This is a genomic window from Paenibacillus xylanexedens, from assembly GCF_017874615.1.
Lineage (GTDB): Bacteria > Bacillota > Bacilli > Paenibacillales > Paenibacillaceae > Paenibacillus > Paenibacillus xylanexedens.
On record NZ_JAGIKV010000017.1, the window covers coordinates 80,765 to 105,649 of the forward strand.

Sequence of the window (24,885 nt, forward strand, 5' to 3'; positions counted from 1 at the left end):
CGCTTTTTTGTTAGCCTGTAGTCTATTGCGTGGTTCCGAATCAACCTTGCACAGTGTTAAAGCGCGAGCTTAAAATACAACGGTTTTATTTTCGTGAACGAGAACACGGTCTTCGACATGCCATTTCACAGCACGTGCGAGCACAACACGCTCTATAGTACGTCCAATGCGCTTCAGTTCGGTTACATCGTCCCCGTGGCTTACACGCTGCACGTCCTGTTCAATAATCGGGCCGCCATCTAATTCTTCCGTAACATAGTGCGCTGTCGCACCGATAATTTTGACACCGCGGTTGTACGCCTGCGCATACGGTTTCCCCCCCACAAAGGCTGGCAGGAACGAATGGTGGATATTAATGATTCGATTACGGTAGTGCTCAATGAACATGGGAGAGATGATTTGCATGTAACGAGCCAAAATGATCACATCCACATCGTTGCCGATGACGTCCAGTTGGCGCTGTTCCGCTTCTTTCTTCGTATCTGCTGTAACTGGGATATGATGATATGGAATGCCAAATGATTCTACATAATCCTTCATGTCCAGATGGTTGCTGACCACAAGAGCAATATCTGCATCCAGATCGCCTGCCTGCCATTGCCACAATAATTCAACCAGACAGTGATCTTCTTTGGATACAAAGATAGCCAGTTTCTTCTTGCGGCTAACCGCAGATAACGTCCATTCCATCTGGAAACGGCTTGCTACTTCTGCAAAATCAGCTTCGAGTTTCGGTAAATTGACCAACAATTGCGGAAGATCAAACTCAATGCGCATAAAGAACATGCCGCCAGCAGGGTCCATTGTATATTGGTCCGATTGAACAATGTTTGCACCATGCTGGTGCAGGAAGTGAGAGACGGCAGCTACAATTCCTGGACCATCCGGACAGGAAATAAGCATGCGCGCACGATCAGCGCGGTTTTTAGAATCAGGGCGTACTTGTTTAGCGTGGATCTCCATCGGGTTATTCTTCCTCCTTCAATTAAGCCATGACCTGCGGGGTTAACCCGCAAGCCATGCAATCAAGCGATGATTCAGTTGTTCTTCATTCAAATGCGGGAACAAAGCAGCTTCAGTCACCATGTCATAGAGGCGTTCCAGCGGTTCGCGCGGATCTGCCTTTTTGGCTTTGGCATCATTTTTGAGCAATGTCCACACATCCAGAATATACGAACGAGACTCAATCTCTTTACCTTTGAAAAAGTGTTGCAACTGTTCTACTTCAGTCAGGAATTCCTGGCCGAATCGACCGGCAACATCCCCACGAAGCAGCGCAATCTCAACCTCATACATTGGACGCTGTGTCTTGGACTCTTTACCAATCCAAGGTGTCTCCAAAATAAATGGACGTCCTTGAAGCTTCTCATGGTTGACAATGCGGTTAATCGCCTCAAACCCGATCCAGCCAGAGCCAATTGGTGTATGACGGTCCTTGTGCGCACCCACAGCATTCTTACTATCATTAATATGCATTACGGCAATGCGGTCAAGTCCTACCGTACGATCGAATTGTTCCAGTACACCGTCAATATCGTTAACAATATCGTATCCGGCATCATGAATGTGGCATGTATCCATACACACAGTCAGGCGCTCGTTATACGTTACTTTCTCAATGATCTGGGCGATCTCTTCGAAACTGCGACCCATCTCCGTACCTTTGCCAGCCATGGTCTCCAGAGCGATGTTCACATCCGTGTCTTTCACACCCTCCAGCACTTCATTCAACCCTTCTGCGATCCGTCCGATCCCATAGTGGGCATCTTTGTCTGTAAATGCGCCGGGATGTAATACGATGTTTTTCACACCAATGGCATGTGTACGACGAATCTCCTCCTGAAGGAAATCTACAGCCAGTCTAAACGTGTTATCTTTGTATGAGCCAAGATTAACAATGTACGGTGCATGGACAACGATATCTTCCATTCCACCCTCTTGCATGGCAACCTTGCCTTCTTCAATATACATGGACTCAATTGGCTTGCGACGCGTATTCTGTGGTGCACCCGTATATATCATAAACGAACTGGAACCGTACGAGGACGCTTCCTTCGTTGCACTCAATAATCCCTTGTCCGAAAAGGACACGTGGGAGCCGATTTTCAGCATTATTGATCCCCCTTATTCTGAATTATCCCTTATTCTAACGCGATTATCGAAATAAATCTAGAAATGCGCTATAATTCGGGATAGAGGCTATTTTTGACAGCTAATATGTGGAACATGGGTAGGCGGAATCCGTCTTTCCGTGAAAATCAATGAACCGAGGTGACTCCGCAATGATTTTCGACTCCTACGCGATAATACTGAACAGCTATTCCCCCAGCAATTGGTTTATGAATACGATCGCATTCTGGACTTTTTTATTGCTAGGCAGCATGTGTATCGGTGGATTTTTCATGATGCGCAAGTTTTTGAAAGTGCTACCAAAAGCAGACGGAAAGTCCAAACTGGATTGGCAGAATTATTGGGTTGAAGCCAGCCGTCACTTATGGACAGATGAAGCCAAAGCTTTTTTGGATCAACTAGTGGAGCCTGTGCCCGGGCCATTTCGTGACATCGCCAAACATTCCATTGCTGCAGAGATCGGTAAGATTGCAGTTGAAGACAATGCCACGGAAGTATCGAGAGATCATTGCATCAAAGGATACATTATTGCCACACCAAAGCGGGATAATAAGTTTTTGGTAAAATTTTTGGAGAAAAACAAAATCGATTATTCCCCTTATCAACATTTGATTAAATAAAATAAAAGATGAGTTAAGTGGCATATAGATTTGGTTAATGAGATACAGATATGCTCCGTCAGGTAAGTTGTTCCCAACAGGCAGTGCTTACCGTACGGGGCTGTTTGTCGATCCAACGGTATATCTCAGCGCAGTGAAAATACAGAGAGGATGTTTGATATGAAAATCGCCATTTGTGGAGGTACCGGATTTGTGGGAGGAGCACTTGTAGATTACTGGCTGCAAGCCGGGCACCATGTGAAAGTTATTACACGAAAACTGCCTGACTTGCATACTCCAAGTAAAAATCTTACATATATATCGTGGGAACAAGTCGAAGAACAACCTCACTTGCTTGAAGGTATGGACGCTCTCGTTAACCTTGCCGGAGAAACGCTGAATCAACGTTGGACAACCAAGGCGAAGCTGGAGATTGTTGAATCCAGAGTCACGACCGTAGCGCGGGTAGCCCGATTGGTAGAATCCCTGGAACAAAAGCCGGAAGTGGTCGTTCAGGCTTCTGCCATGGCCATCTATGGAACCTCTCCTACCGAAACCTTTGACGAGAGCAGTCCGCAAAAATCAATAAATTTCCCGTCCCGGGTCTCGGAACAATGGGAAGTTGCAGCAGATGCAATCAAAAATGTAAGACTCGTTAAAATCCGGGTAAGTCTGGTTCTTGGACATAAAAGAGGTGCGTTTCCATTGATGAAACTTCCTTATATGTTGGGTGTTGGTGGCAAGATCGGCAGTGGCAAGCAATGGACTAGCTGGATTCACATTATGGATATCGTAAGACTCATTGATTTTAGCATTCAAAATAAACAAGTGTCAGGTCCGGTCAATGCTTCCTCACCAAATCCTGTTACCAATGATGAATTCGGTCGTACGGTCGGTAAAGTGTATCATCGCCCTCACTGGTTCCCCGTACCCAGCTTCCTGATTAAAACCTTGGTCGGAGAACTATCCGTTGTCGTGCTTCAAGGGCAAAGAGTCATTCCGCAAAAAGCTCTCGACCACGGATTCCAGTTCACCTTCCCAACCTTAACCCAGGCACTGGAAGATCTGAAACACCGCGGCTTATCTGACTGATTGAACTATGTCTTATCCAACCGACCGATAAGTGTAGACTGATTCCGCAAGTGTAAATGTGTCTCCATCCGCCAATGGATACTCCTTATACGGAGCAAGAATATTACCCTGAAGAATGGTGCCATTGACGGAACCCAGATCCTTAATCACATAGCCCGATTTGTTCCGGCTCAATTCCACATGAGCACGGGACACGCCGGTCGCTGTGTCCACCCACTGAACCATGTCTGCTGATCTTCCGATGACAAAAGATGCTCCTTGCACATCCATCCGTTCATGTTGGTCACCGGTGCCAGATCTTCGTTCAAGATAATAAGACGCCATCGCCGGGCCTGCCCCTGTAACATTACCTCCACTCAGATTCTGCAAATTCACGGTTGCCTCCGCAACTGCATCCTGTCGAATTAGCTCTGAGGTTGAAGCTACCGTTTCCACATGGTGCTGAACGAACGGTGGTTCGGAGTGTTCAGGTGTCATATGCAGACTTTGATAACGGGAATGCTCGCTACCACCTTCTGAGGCAGATGCAATCGTTTGGTTTATGCGTTCCGCTGGCCTTTCAGCTGTATTCCAGCGCCAACTTTCCTGAAATTGTTCCTCATCCTCTTCCATTTGCTTACCTTTGTTCTTACCTAAATTGAATGAAAAAGAACGCTTATTCTCTGCGTCATTCTGAGGGTTTGCCTTGCGTTTCCATGTCCATCCTGCTACACCAAGCAAACCAAGGCTTAGTACCATGCACAGGATCATCTGCGTCTGTCCTGGTTGCTCCATGTATATAAATCTCCATACCAATGCCATGGCAACCATGCAGCCCAATATGATATAGGTTACTTTGGAAGATCCGGGCTTCTCCTCCACTTCCATATCAACACGATCTAACGAATCGTACGGGTTACTTCCTCTATTATCCATGCTGTCTGAGCTCTCTAATGAAGATTGCTCAGGTGAGCGCCTGCCTGGAAAGGTTCGAGATCTCAGCGGAATGTCTTCAACCTCAGATTCACTCTTATTGTGCGGCTGACGGAAATTTAGTTGCGGCCCCACAGGAGCATTTTGAACGGGAGCACCGGATTGATATGGCCGAGAAATACCTGTGGCTAGCCTGCTATCTCGCTCAGAAATCGAAGAATGAAGATCACCTCTTGAATCATTGGTTGTTTCCGAAGTTCTGGACGAGAGAAATGCTGCGCCTCCTCCATTCGCTTGCTCGTCAGCGTATAATTCCAGCAGAAGCTCTCGCAACTGTCTGATATCCCAGCGTTCGTTGTCACATAACTGCAGAACACGCTGAATGCCTTCTCCCTGCAGTTCCTGTACATGTGCCATCAGCCTGATCACCAGCTCACGGAATTGCTGAGGTGTTGGATCAACTTCAACTGTATCCATGATTGGTACATATACCATCCCAAGTTCACCCTGTTCGAATGAACCGTTAATGAATAAGTACTCTTCCTGGATCAATAATTTACGAGGCTCCAGCATATATTGTCGGCATTCCGTGAAGGCATCAGCTAGTTGGAACAACAAACCATACAGAACACGCAATTTGATTTTGCTTGACTTTAACATCTGCGATAACATCTTGTACCCTGATATGTCGTACTGCAAAGTTACATTTCGATCGACTTCCCGAATATGAACAGGAAGAAGTCGCGGAATCTGATTGGAGGACAACATCCCCATCTGTACCCGGCTCAATTCCTCCATTCGTAATCCGTCCTCTTTCTCCAAAACCATGAACGCTCCGCCGTTACGAATAAAATCTCTCGTTAGTCCATACATGCCAATCCTCTCTTTCCATTGTTATTCTCAACTTTTTCTACTTCTTCACTTAAGGGAAAAGTCCCGGGATAAAGACCGTGATAAACCCGGGCAATACCGCCAGCATAAACGGAAACTTCAATGTCTTCTCTTTGTTTACCAGCTTGAGCGAACCGAGCATAAAAAAACCTGCAAGACTACCTGCCATGCCTCGAATTCTCTTCGCTGAATCTTTACGGAATAGAAGTATCACTAGACCAATTGCGCCCGCGTACAAAACGGAGTAAATAATGACATGCATGCCAAAAGTAAGTCCCGTCCATGCGCCAATCCCACCAAACAATTTCACATCTCCTGCCCCTACGGCTCCAATCGCGTACATCAGAAACAAAATGCCAAAACCTGCTGCAAATCCAGCGACTGAAAACAAGAAACCATCCCAACCTCCCCATATGATATGGGCCAATACGCCAGCAACAGTCACGGGTAAAGTCAATCGATTTGGAATTTTCATTGAACGAATATCTGTAATAAAAGCTGCAATGACGTATATGCCACAGGCAATGTAAAACCATTCCACCTCCATCATTCCCTTCGTTATTTTCTGGAGGCCACGGTAAACGTAGTCTCCGTCTTGGCACCGTCCCCTGTCTCGACAACAAAACTCCATGTTCCTTCTGTTGTCCGAGTACCAACAAACCAGTTCCATTCAATAATTCCATTCTCATCTGCGGTGGCCCAGCCGATGTGCTTCGCAGAACTTTCACCTGACTTGTAAAATATCGTTAAGTTGGCTGTCGCTCCTGGTTCTACCTTCACCTTGATCGTTGCATTGTTGCCTATGTATGCCGGGTCAGGCTTCGACAGTACCGTTGCTGAACCCGCAGTATCCCCGTCTCCTGCGCTGCCATCTGATCCTTCTCCGGTATCTCCAATCCATACCCGTTCTGCCGCAGCAGCCTGAATCCGAATTGGTTTACTGAGAAAGGGGACTTTTATAGGCAATTCATAACTCAGTTCAAGTCGGAAATATGGATTTGTTTTGTTTTTGAGATCTGGTATCGAAATACCATTCACATGAACACGTTCCATATTAAGCAGCGTTGGCTCGATAAAAGGTTGAAGCAGCGGTTTTACCGTGGGATCAAGTACGGTTTCCAAGACGGATGTTTTGATCTCCTGTAGTGGCTGTTCACCACTGGCCGCCGCTGAACGTACCCAATCACTTAAAGGCTCGGGTAGAGAAGAAGCATAACCTTCTGCCCATTCCGTCAGCGATAACTCTGGTATCTTCCAGCCCCCTCCTGAACCTTCTCCGCCGGCAGAATCAGAAGGTGTGAATGCAAGGGAAACGGGATATATTTTCGTTGACAATTGCTTCACCGCTTCACCCGCCGTGCTCTGTAACGCTGTGGAGATTAGAGTCATTTGCACTATGAAGATGAGAAACATGATAAAGAATAGAAAGACAGGTAACACCAGTGAAGCTTCCAGAACCATGCTACCCTGTTCCTTTTTTGGAGAACATATCTGCTTTTTGAGAGACTTCAAACGCTGCAATCTGATTATTCGTGTTAAACGAATCTGCTTTTGTGCGCTTTCTTTTTCATAATGTTGCTGCTTATCCATAATCCCTCCACCGAAACGATCCTAATTATTCAATAGGAATAATCCGCCTTCCGCTCAATGAAAAATCGCCCATCTTCAACCTGATCCTCACTACCCATAACTGCACCTATGCTTCTAACCACCCCTGGTAAAAACCAAAGTTTGATGCTACTACGCATGTTACTCGAAGCATACGTCTGTTTCTCATCTGGATTCACACCCGTATTCAATCGAATTAGCGCCAGCATTCTGGACATTTTGCGTTCATTGTTACTATGCATCAATAGGAACAATCGGAGATGGTCCCTGTACGTCAGTTTGACTTTGATATACTTGGACAATTCCACACTGCCCTCTTTTGCTAGTTTCATCATATCCGCGATGGCGTTTGTAATCCCGTATAAGATTGCCGCCGATAATACCAGAAGTGGGTTCCCAAGCTTGCTGTGCTCAATTAACCCTTCTGCCGTCCGAATAGCCAGCCGCATCCCAAATATCTCCGCATATGCCGCAGCGATATTACCCGAAGGATTATGAAACCCGTAGACGATATACTCCAGTTCCTGATTCTCCAGTTTGAAAACATCACCAGCATCTCCATCACCTTCAGTCCAGGTAAATAACTGACCAAAATCCATGGAATTGAAATAGGCTAAAGCATATTCATTCTGAAATAATTCGTCGCCAAGACTGTCCAGCAGATCGGACATCCCGCCAAACAAACTATCCATTCCCTTCATGGCATCGCCACCAGAGTCGTAGGGGTCACCCGCAATCTCTGTCTTTTGGGCTTCCTCACGACTAGCCTCATTAAAAGAAATATTAGCGTTGTAATATTCCTCCAACTGTTTGAAAGCGTCCATGGAACCCGAACTTCCATTCTTAATCTGCGACAAGATTCGTTTGACTTCCTTCAATTTCCCTTTGGATTCTTTGTCATTCGCTTTGCGCTGGGCATCCGACCCACGACCACTCTCCAGCTGCTGCTTACTTTGGAGGATGAGATTGGCAGGACCGCTACGTACATAGGTGTCCATATATCGTTCCGTAACCTGACTTGCCTGTCTGACCGCCGGTTTAATCGGAACACCGCTCATGGCCGTGACACTGCGAAGCTGTGTATTCAATTCCATGTTGTCTCTTCTGACGTTAGAGAAGTCTGAATTCTGGGAAACAACCCGCGCCTTCAATTGATCAAATAGGCTATCTGCCCTCACAAGCTCCGAAGCAAGAGAACGTGTACTTTTAGCTTCAGTGCCTGATCCAGTAGATGCAGGACTCGTCCCAGGCAAATTCGAGTTGCCGACGTTGTCATAGCTCGCATTCTGCGAACGGTTCTCCCCCTCCGCGATCACACGTTTCATTACCTCATTAATCTTGCGTGCTTCTTCGATTTTGGACTGCGCTTCCTCCAGCTTTGTTTGATGGGCCTGTAACGCGGGCTGTATGATCATGCTGATGCCTGTCACCACATTACCAACACCAGTCCGATAACGAGCAAGTTCCAATATGTATTGTTGCTCTCTGAACGGCAGTCCCTCATCCGCCTGTTTCTTGTTCAGATAATCTGCATAACGTGCTGCTGCCTCGGCAGCTGTCTCTGGTGTATCTTCCAGCATCTCTTCATAGATGGCTTGTGAAGGCGGGTCCATGATCAACTTCGGAAGATTCTTCAGTTTCTCCGCGGATTCCGTCTGATTGGCAATGGCTTCATCCAGTAATTCTTCACGTTTGTCATATAACTTCTGTAATTTTTTCAGCAAGTCTACCGTGTGTGCAGCTTCCTTCATCTCGTCTGATATCGGTTTGAACCGATTGATCACTTCAAGGGTAAAATCAACCGGAGCCCGATACTTCATATCCTCCTGAATCTGGCGATTAAATATATCGTATCTGCCCAGTTCACGCTCCATGCTCAGCGAAGTTGTATCCCACTGGATATCCAGAATGGGAAATCCATCTTTTACAGCTGAAGGCTTCACGCTATCATTCAACACTTTAGCCATAATTGCATCCCCACTGCTGTCCCCATACCCGAATAAACCATACTCACGGAGTGATGTGTCATAGGCTGACATGACGGATCTCATCGCAGCATGAGTCATGCGTTCGGTCTGCACCTTGAATGCCGCTATACGAGCGTAATCAATAAATATTGCGACAAACATATAAACTCCGGCCAATATTAATATTAAAAAAAGGGTTACGGCTCCCGACTCACCGTCTTTTTTTCTAAACAGCTCCGCCCTCCTCCTTTTCTCACTTTTTGCTTTTGCCAAAATGCTGCACAACCTGTCCGGCTTCTGCCGCTGTACTGGTCGCCGCACCGCCTTTCCCTTTAAACTTGGCTGCATAATACCGGATTAAATCTACCGTTCGAATGAATTCAACCGGTTCAACCACTGCGGACGATCCTTGAGTGAGGACACGGTTACCTGAATCGAACAAAAAAGAAGGAAGAGGCAAAGATATTACTTGTTCCAGCTTGGTTGTTACTTTCCGCTGAATCAGAGAATTCTGATACTCAATCGTTCCTTTCATAGCTGAGGGCATATGTTGCACCGCTTGTGCTAATTTCTGTTCCGAGAGATTGCCACCTTCACCACCAGGTATAGAGACGCTAACCTGATTATCCGCTCCCGCCCAGCCAAACAGTGCTCCAAGCATACGATCGTCCGTCAGTCTCCAGTACAGATTGTCATGTTCTCCAACACCATATTCACCTGTCATCGCCTGTTTGTGGCTGTTGTCCCAGCTATAGGCTGAACGTTCGGAAGCCGCATAAGCATGTTGATTCAGGAATGTCTTTTGATACATGTACATGGTAAAGAAGAGCAACAACACAAGAATAAACAGCACGACAGGGAAGATCAGGGAGGCTTCAACGGTGAAGCTCCCTTCTTCCTTTTTGAACTTGTTATTCGAAGAATTCATTACTTTTATTACTCACATTAGTTAACAGTCTTTCTACCAATTTTTTAATTTGGTCTTTAAAAATCAAAGCAATAATGATAATAACCCCGATAATCAGAATCAGCTCCAACGTGCCGAGCCCGTCCTCTTCCTTCCAAAATGCGTTTACCTTGTTCTTCAATACTTCCATCATCCCAATTCCTCCTACATATTCATCATCATAAAAGCAGGTGCCCCGATCATGACCACAATCGTAAAAAAGATCAGTACCATCGGAAACACCAGTTTGGAAGAAGCCTGTTCTCCCTTCGCCCGACTGACAGCCTTGCGTTTCTCCCACAACACATGTGACAGATCCCGCAGCGCCAATACAAAGTCACCTCCCCCACGCCGGAAATTCAGCAGCACCGTTGTCGTAAAAATCGTCACTTCCTGCACACCGCAACGGCGGCTGAACTGTTCAAATGATTGTTGAAACGAGTAACCATTATTCCAGTCTCCCACCGTCTTTCTGAGTTCGTTGTACAACGGATGATTCCGTTCCCCCTGGCTTGTCACACAGTGAACGATGGCACGTTGCACGGTCTCCCCAGCCCCCACCAATAGAACAATTCGGTTCAGCAGCTCGGGCAGCTCCATAAGAATATCCTGGTCTCTTCGCTGCACTTTCGTATTGAGGTCTTTGTAGAGCGCAAAAGGCAACGCTGCACCGAGCGCGAGCCCACCCACCATACCTCCGATGCCCATATCTCCAACGAGCGATAACAGGCAGCCCACCAGCAGCATGAGCCACGTGTAGGTCAACATTTCGGCGCAATACAGCATCGTTTTCTCTCCACTGTGCTGTATGCCATACATTTTCTGAATGGCATGTTGCATTCGAAACATGAGCACTGGCAATCTGCGTCCAATCTCAAACTTGTCCAATATAAACAGGAAGGGGCCATGCAATTTTTTCAGTCGTAATCCTTCCATATCCAGCTTGCGCAAATGCCGGTAGGTCTGCCCCCTGGTTCGATCCAGCACCAGCCATCCCGCTCCGAGCATACCTGCGACTATAACGGGAAGCAGCATCGTTTCAGCTCCTTATACTTTGATATCCATAATGCGATTAATCCACAGATAACAGCAGGCGAGTACTACCAATGCTCCACTAGAGATGAGGTACCCCATCCCGCTATATAATGGCTCCATAAAGTCCTTGGCGGTCAGATTGAGGAATATCAGAAAAATAAATGGAGCGGCAAACATCACCTTTGATTCGAACTTTTTCTGCGATACCGCGACCATAATATCCTGCTGAATGTCCAGCTTCTCACCAATCACCGCAGAGGTACGACGCACAACCTCAACCAGATCCCCGCCAGTTCGTTTGCACGTAATGAACACATCTGCAAAGTTCGTAATATCTTCAATCTGCGCCCGATCCGAAAAATCCTGTAGTGCCTCTTCAATTGGTTGTCCATACTCCATCCGTGTCCGCAATATCGTGAACTCACGAATCAGATCGGTATCCGCTTCCGGGTTCAACATCCGCAGATCCTCCACGGATTCCTTGAATCCATTTTCCACTGATTTTCCTGCGGCCAGTGCCGAAGATAATGCATATAATGCTTGCTTAAAATGTAAACTGAGTGTCATTCTTTTTCGTTCCAACAGCACTTTAGTCCAATGTTTTGGTACCCATATGCAACCCGCAGCCAGGATCGCTCCAGCCAACCAGTGATGGTAGAACAGAATTCCGATGCCAAAAAACAGCAGACCACTAATCAGCATACAGACCATTCGTTGTCTCCGGGAAAGCGCATATACGGTGTAATCCGTCAACATCTGTCTGGCTTCACCCAACAGTAATCACCTTCCAATGGCTTTAATTCACGTTGTTATCTGATGAATCTATTCCAACACTATATTGTTCTATGTATTCATCCAGCCATTTCCCGAGCCCAGCCATCTGAATTTTATCCACCTGATTCAACTTTCCAACCTGTACTAACCCGCCAATAATTTTGCCTTCACGCTCTTCTTGTTCCTGGAAACGAAACAGTGGATTCAGCATAACCTCACCGTCCTGCATGCCAATCACTTCACTAATCTCCGTCACCCGCCGTGAGCGGTCTCGTAGCCGGGACAGATGTACAAAAATATCGATTGCTGAACTAATCTGCTGCCTTACAACCGCAATAGGAAGATCCGCACCACTAAGCACCATCGTTTCGAGTCTGCTAATCATGTCCGAGATGGTATTCGCGTGCCCAGTTGATAAGCTTCCATCATGGCCGGTGTTCATGGCCTGTAACATATCCAGCGCTTCTGCGCCCCTGACTTCCCCAATCACAATCCGGTTTGGACGCATCCGTAAGGAAGATTTGATCAGATCCCGAATAGATATCTGTCCCTTGCCTTCGGTGTTTGCATTCCGCGTTTCCAGTGATACCAGATTCGGTACCGTAACAATCTGTAACTCAGCTGAATCCTCAATGGTAATAATCCGCTCATCGGCAGGGATGAACTGTGATAATGCGTTCAGAAAGGTCGTTTTTCCCGACCCGGTCCCTCCTCCAATGAAGATGTTATATTTGCTCCTTACCAACTGCTGCAATAATTCTGCCGCTTCTTCATGCAGGGCTCCCTTTTCAATCAGATCGGACATCTTCATCGGTTCACTGGGGAATTTACGAATCGTCATCGTGGGGCCTTTCAAGGCAATAGGAGGCAACACGATATTGACCCGCGAACCATCCTTTAAACGGGCATCTACGATTGGAGAAGACTCATTCACAATCCGGTTTACCCCGGACACAATCATCTGGATGATATCCTCGAGCCGTTCCCTGGACTCAAATTCAAGGGTGATCTGGCTGACTTCACCTTCCTGCTCCACAAAAATCTCCTTGTGACTATTGATCATAATTTCCGTAATATCGGGATGATCCACAAGCGGCTGCAAAATATCCAATCCTCGAAAGGAGTCAAACAATCGCTGTACCAGCGTATGACGCTCTCCTGAGGTCAGATCATCCAGCTTCGGGTCGGTGAGAACTTTGCGTTCTATCCCCTGCCATAGTTCATCATCTCCTGCGGAAGAGGTTAGATCGAGGCCAGCCCTGACTTCCCTTCGCATCATCTGAAACTGTTCTTCACGATCCAGTATTCTATTGGATGAATCCGTCATAACGCCCACCGATCCTGCTTCTGAATTCGTCCCGTCTGCTTCAATTCTTCTTCGCCATCTTGTACCAGCATGGCACATAATCTCTTCACTTCACGTTGGAAGATCGGAGAACTAAGCATGACTTCCTCCTGACTGAGTTGCTTCCAAGAAGGGATATAGGGTAACACTGCATCCAGATGCAGATCAGGGCGTGGAAGTGCATTGACGACATTGTCCCGATATTTGTTAACCACAAAGCGTGAACGATCCAACATACTTTCGTATAGATCTGGCTTCGTACGCTCAGCATGCTGTAACCATTGTCCCCATCGATGCATGGCAGATATATCATCCTCAACCAACCAGACAAATGCATCTGCTGCATCCAGCACCCCTTCACTGCGCCCATCCCAACCGGAATCCCCATCCAGAATCAACACGTCATACTGTCCACAATCCGTTAAATAACGAAGCAGATTCGACGTATCCTCACGAGTCATTTGCAACAGTTCTTTCCGATTCGATAATGGCCAGAACACATCGGATTTCAGCGCTTCATGCCGGACCACATATCCATCTACGCCCTTCGATTGTACCTGTAACTGCTTACCGGATTCCTTCCTGCCCACCTTCAGATCGTATAACAAGCGGGACAATCCCGTCTCCGCATCCGGGTGGCGCTGCCCACTTCTAGTTAGTCCCTTTTCCAGAAACGGGAGCGTGCTGTCCAGCGTCTCCAGATTAAGATAAAGAACAGCATATCCTGCAAGTCCCAATTGCTTCGCCATATGCAAGGCCACTGCCGTTTTGCCACTTCCACCAGAAGCGGATACTACACCGATGGAGAGAGTCTCTTGCCCTGGATGGTGAACCTTCTTACGGCGTGGCTGCCGGCAAGCATGCATCACAGCATCCAGCAAAGCAGGCAAGGGTTGATATTTCATCAGCTGCTTGGCCTCATCCACCTCTTCCATCCCTTCACTAAGCATTAGCCAAGGTACACCTGATACTTCTCCCCCGTTATTCAGCCAGTCATTCAGAAACTCCGGTTCCGCAATAACCAGATCCGGTAATTCTCTACCTTCTTGCTCTTTCATGTGATCCCTGAACGAATCCTCTTGGGAGAATGCCGTGAAACGCACATGAAGACCAGACGGATTTCCCTGTACATAATCAAGCCAGGCGCTAATGTAATCTCTATCCTTTGAAACCAGAACAACCTTCAGTACAATCAATTTTTCCTTCCCTCCCTGTCAAAAAGCACAAAAAAGCACCGTCCAATAACCGCATGAATATGCAGTATATGGACGGTGCTTCCGTCACGTGCTATGAATGTATGGATAATATAGCATACAATTTCTGGGGGAGCAAGGGATTTATTCTAACCCTTTTTCCCTTAAGAGTTGTACGATGAATCGAACTCAATAATATTACGGTCCGGATCAAGTACAAAAATCTGCGCGAATCCAGCCACACTGTCAGGTCTTGCTTCATACTCAATTCCCTGCTGCTCCAGCCAGGCTATAGTCCCTGAATAACTGGTGACCCAGATCGCAAAGTGACCGTCTGTAGTATCAATCCCAGCCTCACGTAACGTGTGACCCTCCGGGTGCTGAAGCAGATGAAGCTGCTGGCTGCCGATAGCGTACCATGTACCCGTGGAGCGGAAGGCTGGACGTTCAATCTCTTGCATTCCCAGTAACCCCGAATAGAATTTCTTCGCGATTTCCAGATCACGTACAGCCAGACTAACATGGTGAATGTGTGCGTATTCAATCATCTTTTATCTCCCCTCTCTACTTCAATATGACTATACTATAACACCTTGAACCCTGAACATATTCTCCTCCAAAAAGAAAAACACCCCTGTTTGAATCCGGTAAACCTCTCGGCTCACACAGATCTAGTTCAGAGGTGCATGTTTTATTTCGCGCTATCTAATGCTTCTTGTGGAATCTTGATCTCTTCCACTTGATCGTGGTTAGAAAATGTACTGTTCATCTTCATGTCCATCGTCATTTTCTGTCCATTCTGTTCCATCTCCATGACCATGGTTACGTCCGTACTTGCAGGTAGGTATGTTTCTTTGTTGATCATATATTTCATCTTCATGCTGGTGATATTCATCTGATCAAGCATGGCTTGCATCTGGGCATCCGATCCGTTCTGCTCCATCACGGCTTTGGCCAGTTCCTTCACGTTATCACCGGATACGTCAGCGTTAATCACATAATTGTCGCCTTCTTCGGTCACTTCAGTATCTTCTTCGATCTTTTTGAATTGCTCCAATTCACCTTCGGGATTCATGCTTGCTTTCATCTGCTCAATCAGTTCCTTGGTTTGAGCTTCAGGAATCGCAACCCATTGATCCCCAACTTGAGAGTAGATTTTATCCGAAGTGATATACTGCTTCACGTTCTGAGCTTCCTGTCCCGACATTTCCATTTTCATCTCTTGATAGATCATCATTGGATCTTTGATAATATCCATCTTGAGCGATGTTTTAACCTGTTGATCCTGGGACTGTTCACCAGCATCCAGTTTCAGATTCTGATCAATGTTTGCTTCAGTTGTGAAGCTTTTCATTTCTTTGGTTGCTGCATTGGTTTTGGTAATCAATTCGTCCAAGGTAGGGATCTTTGTTTCCTGCTCTGCAGGTGTATTACCCTCGTTAGATGTTTCATTGTTAGTCGCTGGCGGCGTTGCCGTATTATCTGTGTCGTTACTGCATGCTGCCAAGCTCACTGCTAATAATGCCCCGATAAATAATGTAGTCCACTTCTTCAAGTTGTTGTCCTCCCAAAATAGATATGATCTGTACTCATTACCCAATTATTTCCGTTATTAATCACACTCACAAAAATCGATCTTTGATCTCCGGTGTAGGCAACATGCACGCTTCATCCTTGCCAAACCAGCGATAACGGTTGCGAGCAACCCAGTTATAGACTGCATTGCGAATAAATTTCGGCACAATAATGAACACATATAACAATGGATAAGGAAACTTCAGACCTTTAGCCAATCGCAGTGCGGCGGTTGAACGTGTAAAGTATTTTCCATTTTCAATCAGAACAAAGGTGTCCATACTGTCTGTCGACAAATTGCCCTTCGCCAGCAGTTCCTTGGCTACATCCGATTGAAGCGATGCAAAATGATATTTCCCTTCCGGGTCACGCTTGATAATCCATTTGGTTAAGCCCTGACAGAAGTGACAGACACCATCCACCAGTACGATCGGATGTCCCTGATGCACATCTGTTTGATTTGCTGTCATATTGGTTGCCTCCTATTGTTGCGGTTAGAGTAACTTACCCAATCCGGGCCATATTGTTCACTAATTCTAATACTATTTCTAAAGGTAGTTCAAAAAGACTGAACACCGCTCTTTTTGAACACGCCTTAATGGGGAATATAAAGAAAAAGAGCGCAGGCATTGTGCCCACGCTCGTATCTGTCCGACAATTACTCCGTAACTGCCTTTTCCATCCATTGGTCATCGATCATCTGTTGATGCAGGTCACTTGCCCACTGGTCCATACATTTGCAAATGAAATCTTTGCGACATACTGGACAAGGGGTTTTCTGCAGACGGCTAATATTGGTCATCTTCCATTCCGGGGAACGGGTGTAGAATACACGGCATTTTGTACCGTCTACCAAATTCATTTTGAATTCATACAATCCGTCTTCCTTGTTACCATAAGCTAATTCTAAATCTGCAATACGCGGTCTATAAGACATGGATATCACCTGTTTAATTCAAATTTGGTTCATGCAATGACACTACTCAGTACTAAGTTATATTAAAGAAAATTCAGATCAATGTCAACTCGCGCATGTCTACCCGCCAAAGAGAATATCCAGAATCGTCCCTACCTGCCCCTGTTTTTTCCCTTTCAAGACATCTGGATCAAATACTTCAACATACCCGCATGAAGTACAAGCCACGAACAAGTAGTGATTATGCTGTATATCGAACATCTTGCTCAGGCCTGCTCCTGACATGGAAACTTCCTTAATGTTACAATCCGTGCTCCTGCATTTTGTATACATAAATCGCCGCTCGATCATCTCTTCAATACTCATCTTCGTTCCCCCTTTGTGGAATGTGTAGCATGAAGTGGGAGTGCAATTATGTAAAATAGTACGCGATCTGGCATCCAATCTCCTGCATCATGTCCTTATATTATGATCAACACAAAACCCTGCCGATTGCCAGCAGGGCTTTGTAGTCGAACATCAGGTATCTGGGATACCCTGCTCTATATGTTCCCTTTACTTGCCGGGAGTCAAATCTTAGACTACGTTTAATACAACATCAATGTTGCCACGTGTTGCTTTGGAATATGGACAGAAATCATGTGCCTTGCGGGCCAGATCTTCTGCTTGACTGTGATCCACACCAGGCATACTCACGTCCAGACGAACAGACAGCTGGAAACCGTCATCCGCAGGGTCTTTACCAATGGATACGTTACTTGTAACGACCACATCCTCCAATTTCACACCTGCTTTACGTGCTACATTGGCAAGGGCACTTTCATAGCATGCTCCATATCCAGCGGCAAAAAGCTGCTCAGGGTTAGTACCCTCACCACCGGAACCTCCAAGCTCTTTTGGCATTTTCAGATCATGCTTAAGCACGCCATCCGAAGAAGTCACCGAACCTGTACGTCCACCTTTAACTGTCGCTACTGCTGTATATAAAGCTTCCATTAAGAATCTCTCCCTTATCCATATAGTTTTTACTGCCTTCCTTTCAATTTAAACTTCTGGCTCATTTTGAAACGCAATTTTATATCTTTATCAGCTTTTACAACTTTATTATTTTCATGCATTTCATCGCCATGGCTGTATTTTCCTAAGGTTGGGTTATATACGAAGGGGATCTTCAAATTAGAACCGAAAATTTTGTGTTAATACATAAAAGTTGCACTAGACAAAAATTATTGAAGGAGTACAATGTAACAATAAACATAAAATTTTAGATATATCATGAGCGGTTTGTCCCGCATCAATATTCCAAAGTCAGGTGATAATCGTATGAGTAAAAAAAATCCGTTCAACGCTCCTTCAAGAGAATCATTGTCTACTGCGGGCACGGCTCCTTCCCTTGGAGAAGCACATAGTTCCATGAAAGTTCCGCAGAATGCTGCATGGTGGAAGAAATTCCTCGCCTTTGTAGGCCCAGGATACCTCGTTGCCGTAGGTTATATGGACCCCGGGAACTGGGCAACAGATATCGCAGGCGGCTCGCAGTTCGGGTATACCTTGTTATCCGTTATCCTGTTATCGAACCTGATGGCCGTTGTCCTTCAGTCGCTGGCTGGCAAGCTCGGCATCGTCACTGGACGGGATCTGGCTCAAGCCTGTCGTGAACGATTCAGCATGCCTGTTGTCATGATGTTATGGATTCTGTGTGAGCTTGCCATTGCAGCCACCGATCTGGCTGAAGTCATTGGTTCTGCCATCGCGTTAAAGCTTTTATTTAACATCCCCATGTTATACGGCGTTATCATCACCGCAGTTGATGTACTTCTGATTCTTGTACTGCAAAACAAAGGCTTCCGCGCTCTGGAAACACTTGTCATTGTGCTGATGGCAACCATCGCCCTCTGCTTCGGGATTGACCTCTTCCTGGCGAAACCCGATATGGGCGGTGTTCTCCATGGTTTTGTACCAAATGTTGAGATTCTGCAAAACCCGGCCATGCTCTATATCGCCATTGGTATTATCGGTGCAACCGTGATGCCGCATAATCTGTACCTTCATTCTTCCATTGTGCAGACCCGTCAGATCGAACAGACACCACAGGGCAAAAAAGAAGCCATTCGGTACTCGACCATGGATTCTACAATCGCGTTGACACTGGCCCTGTTCATCAATGCGGCCATCCTGATTGTATCTGCTGCTGTATTCCACAGTGCTGGTATGACGCAGGTTGCCGAGATCGCAGATGCCTATCATCTACTGACACCTCTATTGGGTACTACGGTTGCAAGTATTCTGTTCGGTGTGGCGCTGTTAGCATCAGGTCAGAATTCTACCCTTACAGGTACACTCGCTGGGCAGATCGTTATGGAAGGTTTCCTGAACATTCGAATTCCCGCTTGGCTGCGCAGACTGGTCACACGTCTGATCGCCATCATCCCGGCGGTAATTGTGACAGCCATTGCAGGAGAACATGGAACAGAAGAACTGCTCATTTTGAGCCAGGTCGTGCTGTCTCTTCAATTACCTTTTGCTGTAATCCCTTTGGTGATGTTCACGAGTGATAAAAAAAGCATGGGTGCATTCGCCAACAAATTGTGGCTCAAAATCATCTCATGGGTCATTACAGCTGTTATCGTTATGCTAAATGTATATCTGATCATTCAGACGATCCGCTTGTTCTAATCTCATTCTAATCGACTAAATATCAAAAAGGCTGATCAACTCCGGTATGCTATACCTAAGTTGATCAGCCTTTATTGCAATAGAGCAACATGTTTCCTTTTATAGTAAAACTCTAATAAACAATCATCTATTCCTGATTTGGTATCAGTAACGGCAGGAGTTCTTCCAATGAATCAACAGTCCAATCCGCACGTTGGTCTTCCGATAGTTCTGTCTGGAATCTTCCGTAACCCTGCATAATTCGAACCGTACGCATGCCCAGCTTCCGAGCTGGAATGATATCGTTATCAATCCGATCGCCGATCATGACGGCTTCCTCCGGTTCACAACCGGCCTGTTTCAAGGCCACAGCGTATAGCTCAGGGTCTGGCTTGGACACCCCTTCTTCAGCCGAACAGGCCAGAACGTCAACATACTTCCGCAATCCGTAACTCTCCAGTCTCTCTTCCGTTCCAGGACTCTGATTGGCAATAATGCCAATGTGATAATGCCGTGACAACTGCTGAAGAACAGAATCCGCTGAAGGAAAAGGACGTTCAAGATCTTTTTGAAACTTCAGCTTGTCCTGAATCTGTTTCTGGTGTTCCTCGTCTTTAACGAATGTGCGAATTGCCACTCTCATAGGCCATTGTTCATATTTTCGGTAACAGCTCGCGAACAGTTCGCGTACCGCCTCAATCTTCACCGGATACCCCAAAGCACAAGCTTCACGGACGAACTGTCCGATAATATCATCAACCGGCTCCCATTCATCCACCAGCGTATCTCCAACATCAAAAAACAACCATTTCAATCCACCTACATCCGGCACGCCAATTCCTCCTTGTAAGCCACAGGTGATTCCTGATCCTAATCGAGTTCAAAAAGTCTGGTTTTCAGTACCAAGAAGATGGAATGAAGCTAGAAATGGAGTAGCGTAGCGTAGGGAAAACTACGTGAGCCACGGACATTTCGGCTGAATTTCATATTCGATGCTGATGATGCCGTTAGGCATCCTTCGTAATCAAAAGCGGACTTTTTGAACAACCTATAGAAACCATAAAAAAGAAGACTCACCATCCTGCATGAGTCTCCTCAAACTTCCGTTTATCGATACATTCAATTATAACAGGCACCTTACACCTGAGCAATCACAAGCTATGGCATTAACCATTGAGGAGAAAACCAACTTCCCCATTGAGCGAATATACAATCCGGTCTGCGCCCATGCCCCGATAGATGCCCTTTGGATGACTCTGCTCCGTAATGACGCACAGGGATTTCGATGTCCATGAACGGCAGATCTGTAAATAACGACAGGTCAGATTCAGGCTGTTTTCGAAAATAAACACGTTGCCTACGCTGCCCTGCGGCAAAAACCATTTTTGAGCTGCAGCCGTATTCATGCGAATGACATGTTCTACTCCGATTCTACGGAGTCTGCGCTCTTCCCCTGCACTGTTGGTTAGAACGGCAAACGGCATTTTTTTATACATCAGCAATTTGATAAATTTGCGTCCTGCTTCATTTGGAGCAGTCACTAAGATCATCTCAGTATCCATCATTCGTTCCTCCCTTGGCGTGAAAAGACAACAAAAAAGAAGCGTGGGGGACCAAGGCCTCCCGAACGCTTCTTAAATAACCCATGGCGAAAAAACCATGAACCAGCGTACGGCTTGTTGCCTCTCCCTTTAACGCTTACGAGGTTAGCTGACGGATTCGGGCGCGAGAGTCGCCCTATTTCCGGCTGTCACCGGAAAATTCACCCCATGAATGCCCACTGTCCTGGACAGCGCATTCCGTTGGTTCCCCCGTTTCCCATTCATCAATGAATGGAAACTCAGCGATTAAAACATCGTTCGTATATCTTAAAGTAAGATCGAGCGATATTATCGTTTGTTTCGTTTTTCAAGTACAATTTAGTTTAAATTGAAATTACGTTATGAATCATACACCCGCGCCATGACGGTGTAAAGTCCTTACAGATCACCGAATCGGCAGATTTTTGCCAATACTCGTCCATAATAACGCTTACAATAAGGTTATACTCTATCCATCTCTTCAAGGCTATCTAATTCTCACTCTGACGAAAATCACTTCGCAATTCATTCACGTATTCAGCACAACTTGCCTGTTTTGATTCTTTTAACACCATATTAGTTTTGCAATATTTAATTGTAACCAATATAATAGAAGATATAAGAGTAAATAAATGGAGGCGATTTAGATGACAGTCTACGATTACAAAGTGAATACCCTTCGCGGTCAAGAAGTTGAAATGTCCGACTACCGTGACAAAGTGCTCCTGATTGTGAATACGGCAAGCTCATGCGGCCTCACCCCTCAATTCAAAGGTCTGCAAGAATTGCAAGACAAATTTCAAGATGCTCCATTTGAAGTTCTTGGTTTCCCAAGCAACCAGTTTGCACAGGAAAAAGGATCTTCCGACGATATTGCCGAGTTCTGTCAGATGAATTATGGCGTGAGTTTCCCCATGTTTGAGAAAATTGATGTGAACGGCTCAAGCGCTCACCCTCTTTTCCAACACCTTAGCACAGAGGCTCCTGGCCTGCTCGGCTCCAAAGCAATCAAATGGAATTTTACTAAATTCCTTGTGGATCAGAACGGACAGGTACTGAAACGTTATGCTCCCAAAACAACACCTGACAAGATTGAAGAAGATATCAAGAACTTGCTGCAAAAATAATACATTGGTCACCCGTAACCGGAAGGTAGAGCACCAGTGCTCCCGGTAATGGATGGCCTTTTTTTTCTCAACAAAACTTGATGTCATACTGTTCGAAAAAGGCAAAAAAAAAGAAGCTTTCCAATAACGGAAAGCTTCTTCTTAATCGTTCATATGATGCGGTCGAGAGGACTCGAACCTCCACGGGCATACGCCCACTACCCCCTCAAGATAGCGTGTCTGCCATTCCACCACGACCGCATGTCGTAAATAATCGGCAACAGAGTTGATTATACCGGGTTCAGAACTAAAAGTAAAGTATTTTTTAATACTTCTTTTTCAGCTAGGCATTTTCATCAAAAATCGCATAATCTCGTCATCTTTACCCATGAACTGCATATGATTAGATTTGATCCCCTCTTTTTCGGTAAGAGCCGATCTTGTTGATTCATTTATATATAGTCCTTTCTTATATATAGTCCTCCCTGCACTTCGCCACAATAATAACACAATAAGTTATCTAAAGTAACACAATTATTGAGTTAAAGATTTAATTCATTGATTTTAAATCACACTATTGACAAAAAGCGGATATTTGTGGGAAGATAACTATCATATAATTCGGATTTACAAACAAAAAGCAAACAAAAAGCAAACAAAAAGGAATATAATTGTTATTTAAAGTGACATTTAACGAACATAGGAGGCGAATGATTGTGAACCGTGGGAATAAGCTGCTCGATTATGTCAAACTGCTTGATTCCTCTATTCAGGTTGGAGGGTTCACCCATTCCTTCGGCATGGATATCCATATCAGAGAGGGTACCATTCGTAATGCTGAAGATCTCGAATCATTCATGCGTTGTCAGTTGCATCCCAGCATCGTTCGTCTTGAAGGCATGGCCATCAAAGGCATCTATACTGCAGTAGATCACAAGGATACATGGCGGATAGCTCTGATCGACAAGCTCGTCCATGTTCAGCGAACCCCTGGAGATCTCAGAGAACAAGCTGCCGCCATGGGTAAACGATTGATCAGACTCGCACGTGCTCTGCACCCCTGGATTGATTTCAGCCAGCTCGAACAAATTTCTGCCAAATACGATTCGGTTGGCTACCTCTCCACTGTTCACGCCTGGATTAACCACCACCTCGACATCCCGGTCGAGGAGGCGGTCCTTGGTTACCTGCATTCAGCCATGAATGCCTGCATAACCGAAGCCTCCAAAGTCATTCCCCTGAACAACGATACAACCAAGGAACTGATGGTCCGCCTGGCCACAGATCTGGAGAATGAATGGAAGACCGTCAGCGCCTCGGCTGCGGATGGACTGGCACAGCCAACCTCGATGTCCATGAAATCGTTTTTCCCCAGCTTCCATATGCTTGGAGCTGGACTTCATGCCTACAGGGCCTAATCCTCTTCCTCCTCATACCCGCTCCCCTTCATTCAGACAAACTAAAAAACACGCGGCAACCTCCTTGCCGACGTGTTTTTTGTCATTTTATTTGTTTTATTTACGTATTTACGCCATTTATAATCACAAAATACACTTTTTTCCGTCTTTTTTAATTGTTAGATGACGAATTTACGTATATAATAAAACATACAGCTCGCATTTCTATATATTCTACATGAAGAAAGGGCGGCTGAATACTACATTCTAACCAGGGGTGAACCCTTTTGAACAAGAAAAAACCAGTTACTCCGTTCGGATGGGCCATCAAACGACGGCTAACCGAACTTCAAGTGGACCAGAAGACCTTTTGTGAACAGCATGGCATCCCACCCTATCGTTTATCCAATCTTATTCACGGCACACGCAAAGCAACCCGATTCAGGCACCTGGTCGCTGATATTTTGGATATTCCAGATGAACTGAGATAAGATTTCTGCCAAAGGAGGGTCTCATCCATGAGACATGTTACATCCGATCTGGAGAGGCTGTCGTTCCAGTCCATACGTCACCAGCTCATCATCGTTGATCACAATTGGATTATCCAAAGTTGTAACCGTGCCTGGCAACAGGGACTCGGTCAATGCTCACCAAACCCGGATACACACAGTAGTCATAGACACTACCTGCACCTGACGGAAGCCTGGGCAAAACGAGGCAAGAACGCTAACATGGCACTTGTCGCACAGAATTTGAAAGAACGCGGAATACCCTTTAATCGAAATCATACATATGACATCTGCGTGTATACTGTATACAACGAAAAGAGGTGGTTTCGTGTAGAACTCACCCCTCTATCTTATGCAAATTCAATTCTGGATACTGATCTCGCTTTGATTGCACACATGGATATTACCGAACAGAGAAAGACAGAACACCAATTGAAGAAGGCATTGTCTGAAGTGCGCACATTGCGCGGATTGCTGCCTATTTGCGCCGTCTGCAAACAAATCAAGGACGAAGAGGAACACTGGAACTCCGTTGAGAGTTATTTGGAAAAGCATACCCACGCCGAATTTACCCATGACATCTGTCCGGAATGCATCCGGCAGTTATATCCGAAATACTCGAATATCCTGGACAAGCGTTCCTGAAACCTTTCTC

27 protein-coding genes, 1 tRNA gene and 1 riboswitch are annotated in these 24,885 nt (G+C 45.8%); of the genes, 7 read left to right on the forward strand and 21 right to left on the reverse strand.

The features are described from left to right. Positions 1-69: 69 nt before the first annotated feature. Together purU and J2Z28_RS20775 are read right to left on the reverse strand one after the other, a co-directional pair. Positions 70-963 carry a formyltetrahydrofolate deformylase gene (gene purU, locus J2Z28_RS20770; protein ID WP_017689986.1) on the reverse strand — a complete coding sequence of 298 codons (894 nt, stop codon included), beginning with the start codon at positions 961-963 and terminating at the stop codon, positions 70-72. A 42-nt stretch (positions 964-1,005) separates the two neighbouring features. Next, entirely contained in the window at positions 1,006-2,112 is a 1,107-nt protein-coding gene (locus J2Z28_RS20775; RefSeq protein ID WP_211084120.1) for a deoxyribonuclease IV, read from the reverse strand. A gap of 170 nt (positions 2,113-2,282) precedes the next feature. On the opposite strand from J2Z28_RS20775, the gene J2Z28_RS20780 reads away from it, so the two are divergent. Beyond that, on the forward strand, positions 2,283-2,750 hold the full coding sequence (locus tag J2Z28_RS20780) for a DUF2621 domain-containing protein (RefSeq protein WP_036610792.1): 468 nt from the start codon (positions 2,283-2,285) through the stop codon (positions 2,748-2,750). 159 nt (positions 2,751-2,909) lie between these two features. Next, positions 2,910-3,821, forward strand: a complete 912-nt coding sequence (locus J2Z28_RS20785; RefSeq protein ID WP_211084121.1) for a TIGR01777 family oxidoreductase — start codon at positions 2,910-2,912, stop codon at positions 3,819-3,821. A 12-nt stretch (positions 3,822-3,833) separates the two neighbouring features. Here the strand turns inward: J2Z28_RS20785 and J2Z28_RS20790 are convergent, their stop codons facing one another. The 16 genes from J2Z28_RS20790 to J2Z28_RS20865 all read right to left on the reverse strand — a co-directional run bounded on the left by J2Z28_RS20790 (position 3,834) and on the right by J2Z28_RS20865 (position 17,979). Beyond that, positions 3,834-5,606, reverse strand: coding sequence for a DUF6382 domain-containing protein (locus J2Z28_RS20790; protein WP_211084122.1), 1,773 nt, complete (start codon positions 5,604-5,606; stop codon positions 3,834-3,836). A gap of 49 nt (positions 5,607-5,655) precedes the next feature. After that, a complete protein-coding gene (locus J2Z28_RS20795; protein ID WP_211084170.1) occupies positions 5,656-6,171 on the reverse strand; it encodes an A24 family peptidase in 516 nt (171 codons plus the stop codon). Between the two features lie 11 nt (positions 6,172-6,182). Then, positions 6,183-7,214, reverse strand: coding sequence for a pilus assembly protein (locus J2Z28_RS20800; protein WP_211084123.1), 1,032 nt, complete (start codon positions 7,212-7,214; stop codon positions 6,183-6,185). A gap of 29 nt (positions 7,215-7,243) precedes the next feature. Continuing rightward, on the reverse strand, positions 7,244-9,361 hold the full coding sequence (locus tag J2Z28_RS20805; RefSeq protein WP_211084124.1) for a hypothetical protein: 2,118 nt from the start codon (positions 9,359-9,361) through the stop codon (positions 7,244-7,246). 91 nt (positions 9,362-9,452) lie between these two features. Continuing rightward, positions 9,453-10,127 carry a TadE/TadG family type IV pilus assembly protein gene (locus J2Z28_RS20810; protein ID WP_211084125.1) on the reverse strand — a complete coding sequence of 225 codons (675 nt, stop codon included), beginning with the start codon at positions 10,125-10,127 and terminating at the stop codon, positions 9,453-9,455. Then, on the reverse strand, positions 10,111-10,299 hold the full coding sequence (locus J2Z28_RS20815) for a Flp1 family type IVb pilin (protein ID WP_047842034.1): 189 nt from the start codon (positions 10,297-10,299) through the stop codon (positions 10,111-10,113). The genes J2Z28_RS20810 and J2Z28_RS20815 overlap by 17 nt, the downstream gene beginning before the upstream one ends. Before the next feature lie 11 nt (positions 10,300-10,310). Further along, positions 10,311-11,180 (reverse strand): type II secretion system F family protein, encoded by an 870-nt coding sequence (locus J2Z28_RS20820; protein WP_047842033.1) that lies wholly within the window; start codon positions 11,178-11,180, stop codon positions 10,311-10,313. Between the two features lie 12 nt (positions 11,181-11,192). Next, positions 11,193-11,936 carry a type II secretion system F family protein gene (locus J2Z28_RS20825; RefSeq protein ID WP_211084171.1) on the reverse strand — a complete coding sequence of 248 codons (744 nt, stop codon included), beginning with the start codon at positions 11,934-11,936 and terminating at the stop codon, positions 11,193-11,195. 40 nt (positions 11,937-11,976) lie between these two features. After that, positions 11,977-13,281: a TadA family conjugal transfer-associated ATPase gene (locus tag J2Z28_RS20830; RefSeq protein WP_211084126.1), complete on the reverse strand. Its 1,305-nt coding sequence runs from the start codon at positions 13,279-13,281 to the stop codon at positions 11,977-11,979. Continuing rightward, positions 13,278-14,495, reverse strand: a complete 1,218-nt coding sequence (locus J2Z28_RS20835; protein WP_211084127.1) for a nucleotide-binding protein — start codon at positions 14,493-14,495, stop codon at positions 13,278-13,280. Before J2Z28_RS20835 ends, J2Z28_RS20830 begins: the two co-directional genes overlap by 4 nt. 161 nt (positions 14,496-14,656) lie before the next feature. Continuing rightward, positions 14,657-15,040 (reverse strand): VOC family protein, encoded by a 384-nt coding sequence (locus tag J2Z28_RS20840; protein ID WP_211084128.1) that lies wholly within the window; start codon positions 15,038-15,040, stop codon positions 14,657-14,659. 143 nt (positions 15,041-15,183) lie between these two features. Further along, positions 15,184-16,047 carry a DUF6612 family protein gene (locus J2Z28_RS20845; protein ID WP_074093995.1) on the reverse strand — a complete coding sequence of 288 codons (864 nt, stop codon included), beginning with the start codon at positions 16,045-16,047 and terminating at the stop codon, positions 15,184-15,186. A 67-nt stretch (positions 16,048-16,114) separates the two neighbouring features. Continuing rightward, positions 16,115-16,537: a thiol-disulfide oxidoreductase DCC family protein gene (locus tag J2Z28_RS20850; RefSeq protein ID WP_211084129.1), complete on the reverse strand. Its 423-nt coding sequence runs from the start codon at positions 16,535-16,537 to the stop codon at positions 16,115-16,117. A 188-nt stretch (positions 16,538-16,725) separates the two neighbouring features. Beyond that, entirely contained in the window at positions 16,726-17,004 is a 279-nt protein-coding gene (locus J2Z28_RS20855; RefSeq protein ID WP_036610814.1) for a hypothetical protein, read from the reverse strand. 99 nt (positions 17,005-17,103) lie between these two features. Then, positions 17,104-17,349 (reverse strand): zinc ribbon domain-containing protein, encoded by a 246-nt coding sequence (locus J2Z28_RS20860; RefSeq protein ID WP_211084130.1) that lies wholly within the window; start codon positions 17,347-17,349, stop codon positions 17,104-17,106. 210 nt (positions 17,350-17,559) lie between these two features. Continuing rightward, positions 17,560-17,979 (reverse strand): organic hydroperoxide resistance protein, encoded by a 420-nt coding sequence (locus tag J2Z28_RS20865; RefSeq protein WP_211084131.1) that lies wholly within the window; start codon positions 17,977-17,979, stop codon positions 17,560-17,562. A 327-nt stretch (positions 17,980-18,306) separates the two neighbouring features. Between J2Z28_RS20865 and J2Z28_RS20870 the strand changes: the two genes are divergently transcribed. Then, on the forward strand, positions 18,307-19,659 hold the full coding sequence (locus J2Z28_RS20870) for an Nramp family divalent metal transporter (protein ID WP_211084132.1): 1,353 nt from the start codon (positions 18,307-18,309) through the stop codon (positions 19,657-19,659). A 127-nt stretch (positions 19,660-19,786) separates the two neighbouring features. On the opposite strand, the gene J2Z28_RS20875 is transcribed toward J2Z28_RS20870, so the two are convergent. Continuing rightward, a complete protein-coding gene (locus tag J2Z28_RS20875) occupies positions 19,787-20,470 on the reverse strand; it encodes an HAD family hydrolase (RefSeq protein ID WP_211084133.1) in 684 nt (227 codons plus the stop codon). Between the two features lie 334 nt (positions 20,471-20,804). After that, complete coding sequence (locus tag J2Z28_RS20880; protein ID WP_235193755.1) at positions 20,805-21,203, reverse strand: HAD family hydrolase; 399 nt, start codon at positions 21,201-21,203, stop codon at positions 20,805-20,807. Between the two features lie 115 nt (positions 21,204-21,318). Next, positions 21,319-21,494, reverse strand: a riboswitch (cyclic di-AMP (ydaO/yuaA leader). Positions 21,495-21,865: 371 nt separating this feature from the next. Between J2Z28_RS20880 and J2Z28_RS20885 the strand changes: the two genes are divergently transcribed. Beyond that, entirely contained in the window at positions 21,866-22,345 is a 480-nt protein-coding gene (locus J2Z28_RS20885) for a glutathione peroxidase (protein ID WP_091015296.1), read from the forward strand. Positions 22,346-22,502: 157 nt separating this feature from the next. Here the strand turns inward: J2Z28_RS20885 and J2Z28_RS20890 are convergent. Further along, positions 22,503-22,585: transfer RNA gene (locus J2Z28_RS20890), tRNA-Leu, on the reverse strand. 455 nt (positions 22,586-23,040) lie between these two features. Here J2Z28_RS20890 and J2Z28_RS20895 point away from each other — a divergent pair. The 3 genes from J2Z28_RS20895 (at position 23,041) to J2Z28_RS20905 (ending at position 24,875) form a co-directional block, all read left to right on the forward strand. After that, positions 23,041-23,742: an urease accessory protein UreF gene (locus J2Z28_RS20895; RefSeq protein WP_211084134.1), complete on the forward strand. Its 702-nt coding sequence runs from the start codon at positions 23,041-23,043 to the stop codon at positions 23,740-23,742. A gap of 266 nt (positions 23,743-24,008) precedes the next feature. Next, on the forward strand, positions 24,009-24,212 hold the full coding sequence (locus J2Z28_RS20900) for a hypothetical protein (RefSeq protein WP_017690011.1): 204 nt from the start codon (positions 24,009-24,011) through the stop codon (positions 24,210-24,212). Positions 24,213-24,239: 27 nt separating this feature from the next. Beyond that, positions 24,240-24,875 (forward strand): nitrogen regulation protein NR(II), encoded by a 636-nt coding sequence (locus J2Z28_RS20905; protein ID WP_211084135.1) that lies wholly within the window; start codon positions 24,240-24,242, stop codon positions 24,873-24,875. Positions 24,876-24,885: the final 10 nt, after the last annotated feature.

Bases quoted from the DNA above. Each gene is read 5' to 3' on its own strand.
- J2Z28_RS20785 (WP_211084121.1), top strand. From the start codon at position 2,910: ATGAAAATCGCCATTTGTGGAGGTACCGGATTTGTGGGAGGAGCACTT.
- J2Z28_RS20860 (WP_211084130.1), bottom strand. From the start codon at position 17,349: ATGAGTATTGAAGAGATGATCGAGCGGCGATTTATGTATACAAAATGC.
- J2Z28_RS20805 (WP_211084124.1), bottom strand. From the start codon at position 9,361: ATGTTTGTCGCAATATTTATTGATTACGCTCGTATAGCGGCATTCAAG.
- J2Z28_RS20810 (WP_211084125.1), bottom strand. From the start codon at position 10,127: ATGAATTCTTCGAATAACAAGTTCAAAAAGGAAGAAGGGAGCTTCACC.
- J2Z28_RS20790 (WP_211084122.1), bottom strand. From the start codon at position 5,606: ATGTATGGACTAACGAGAGATTTTATTCGTAACGGCGGAGCGTTCATG.
- J2Z28_RS20775 (WP_211084120.1), bottom strand. From the start codon at position 2,112: ATGCTGAAAATCGGCTCCCACGTGTCCTTTTCGGACAAGGGATTATTG.
- J2Z28_RS20840 (WP_211084128.1), bottom strand. From the start codon at position 15,040: ATGATTGAATACGCACACATTCACCATGTTAGTCTGGCTGTACGTGAT.
- J2Z28_RS20885 (WP_091015296.1), top strand. From the start codon at position 21,866: ATGACAGTCTACGATTACAAAGTGAATACCCTTCGCGGTCAAGAAGTT.
- J2Z28_RS20855 (WP_036610814.1), bottom strand. From the start codon at position 17,004: ATGTCTTATAGACCGCGTATTGCAGATTTAGAATTAGCTTATGGTAAC.
- J2Z28_RS20830 (WP_211084126.1), bottom strand. From the start codon at position 13,281: ATGACGGATTCATCCAATAGAATACTGGATCGTGAAGAACAGTTTCAG.
- J2Z28_RS20820 (WP_047842033.1), bottom strand. From the start codon at position 11,180: ATGCTGCTTCCCGTTATAGTCGCAGGTATGCTCGGAGCGGGATGGCTG.
- J2Z28_RS20850 (WP_211084129.1), bottom strand. From the start codon at position 16,537: ATGACAGCAAATCAAACAGATGTGCATCAGGGACATCCGATCGTACTG.
- J2Z28_RS20795 (WP_211084170.1), bottom strand. From the start codon at position 6,171: ATGGAGGTGGAATGGTTTTACATTGCCTGTGGCATATACGTCATTGCA.
- J2Z28_RS20815 (WP_047842034.1), bottom strand. From the start codon at position 10,299: ATGATGGAAGTATTGAAGAACAAGGTAAACGCATTTTGGAAGGAAGAG.
- J2Z28_RS20780 (WP_036610792.1), top strand. From the start codon at position 2,283: ATGATTTTCGACTCCTACGCGATAATACTGAACAGCTATTCCCCCAGC.
- J2Z28_RS20870 (WP_211084132.1), top strand. From the start codon at position 18,307: ATGAGTAAAAAAAATCCGTTCAACGCTCCTTCAAGAGAATCATTGTCT.
- J2Z28_RS20800 (WP_211084123.1), bottom strand. From the start codon at position 7,214: ATGGATAAGCAGCAACATTATGAAAAAGAAAGCGCACAAAAGCAGATT.
- J2Z28_RS20865 (WP_211084131.1), bottom strand. From the start codon at position 17,979: ATGGAAGCTTTATATACAGCAGTAGCGACAGTTAAAGGTGGACGTACA.
- purU (WP_017689986.1), bottom strand. From the start codon at position 963: ATGGAGATCCACGCTAAACAAGTACGCCCTGATTCTAAAAACCGCGCT.
- J2Z28_RS20825 (WP_211084171.1), bottom strand. From the start codon at position 11,936: ATGTTGACGGATTACACCGTATATGCGCTTTCCCGGAGACAACGAATG.
- J2Z28_RS20905 (WP_211084135.1), top strand. From the start codon at position 24,240: ATGAGACATGTTACATCCGATCTGGAGAGGCTGTCGTTCCAGTCCATA.
- J2Z28_RS20880 (WP_235193755.1), bottom strand. From the start codon at position 21,203: ATGATGGATACTGAGATGATCTTAGTGACTGCTCCAAATGAAGCAGGA.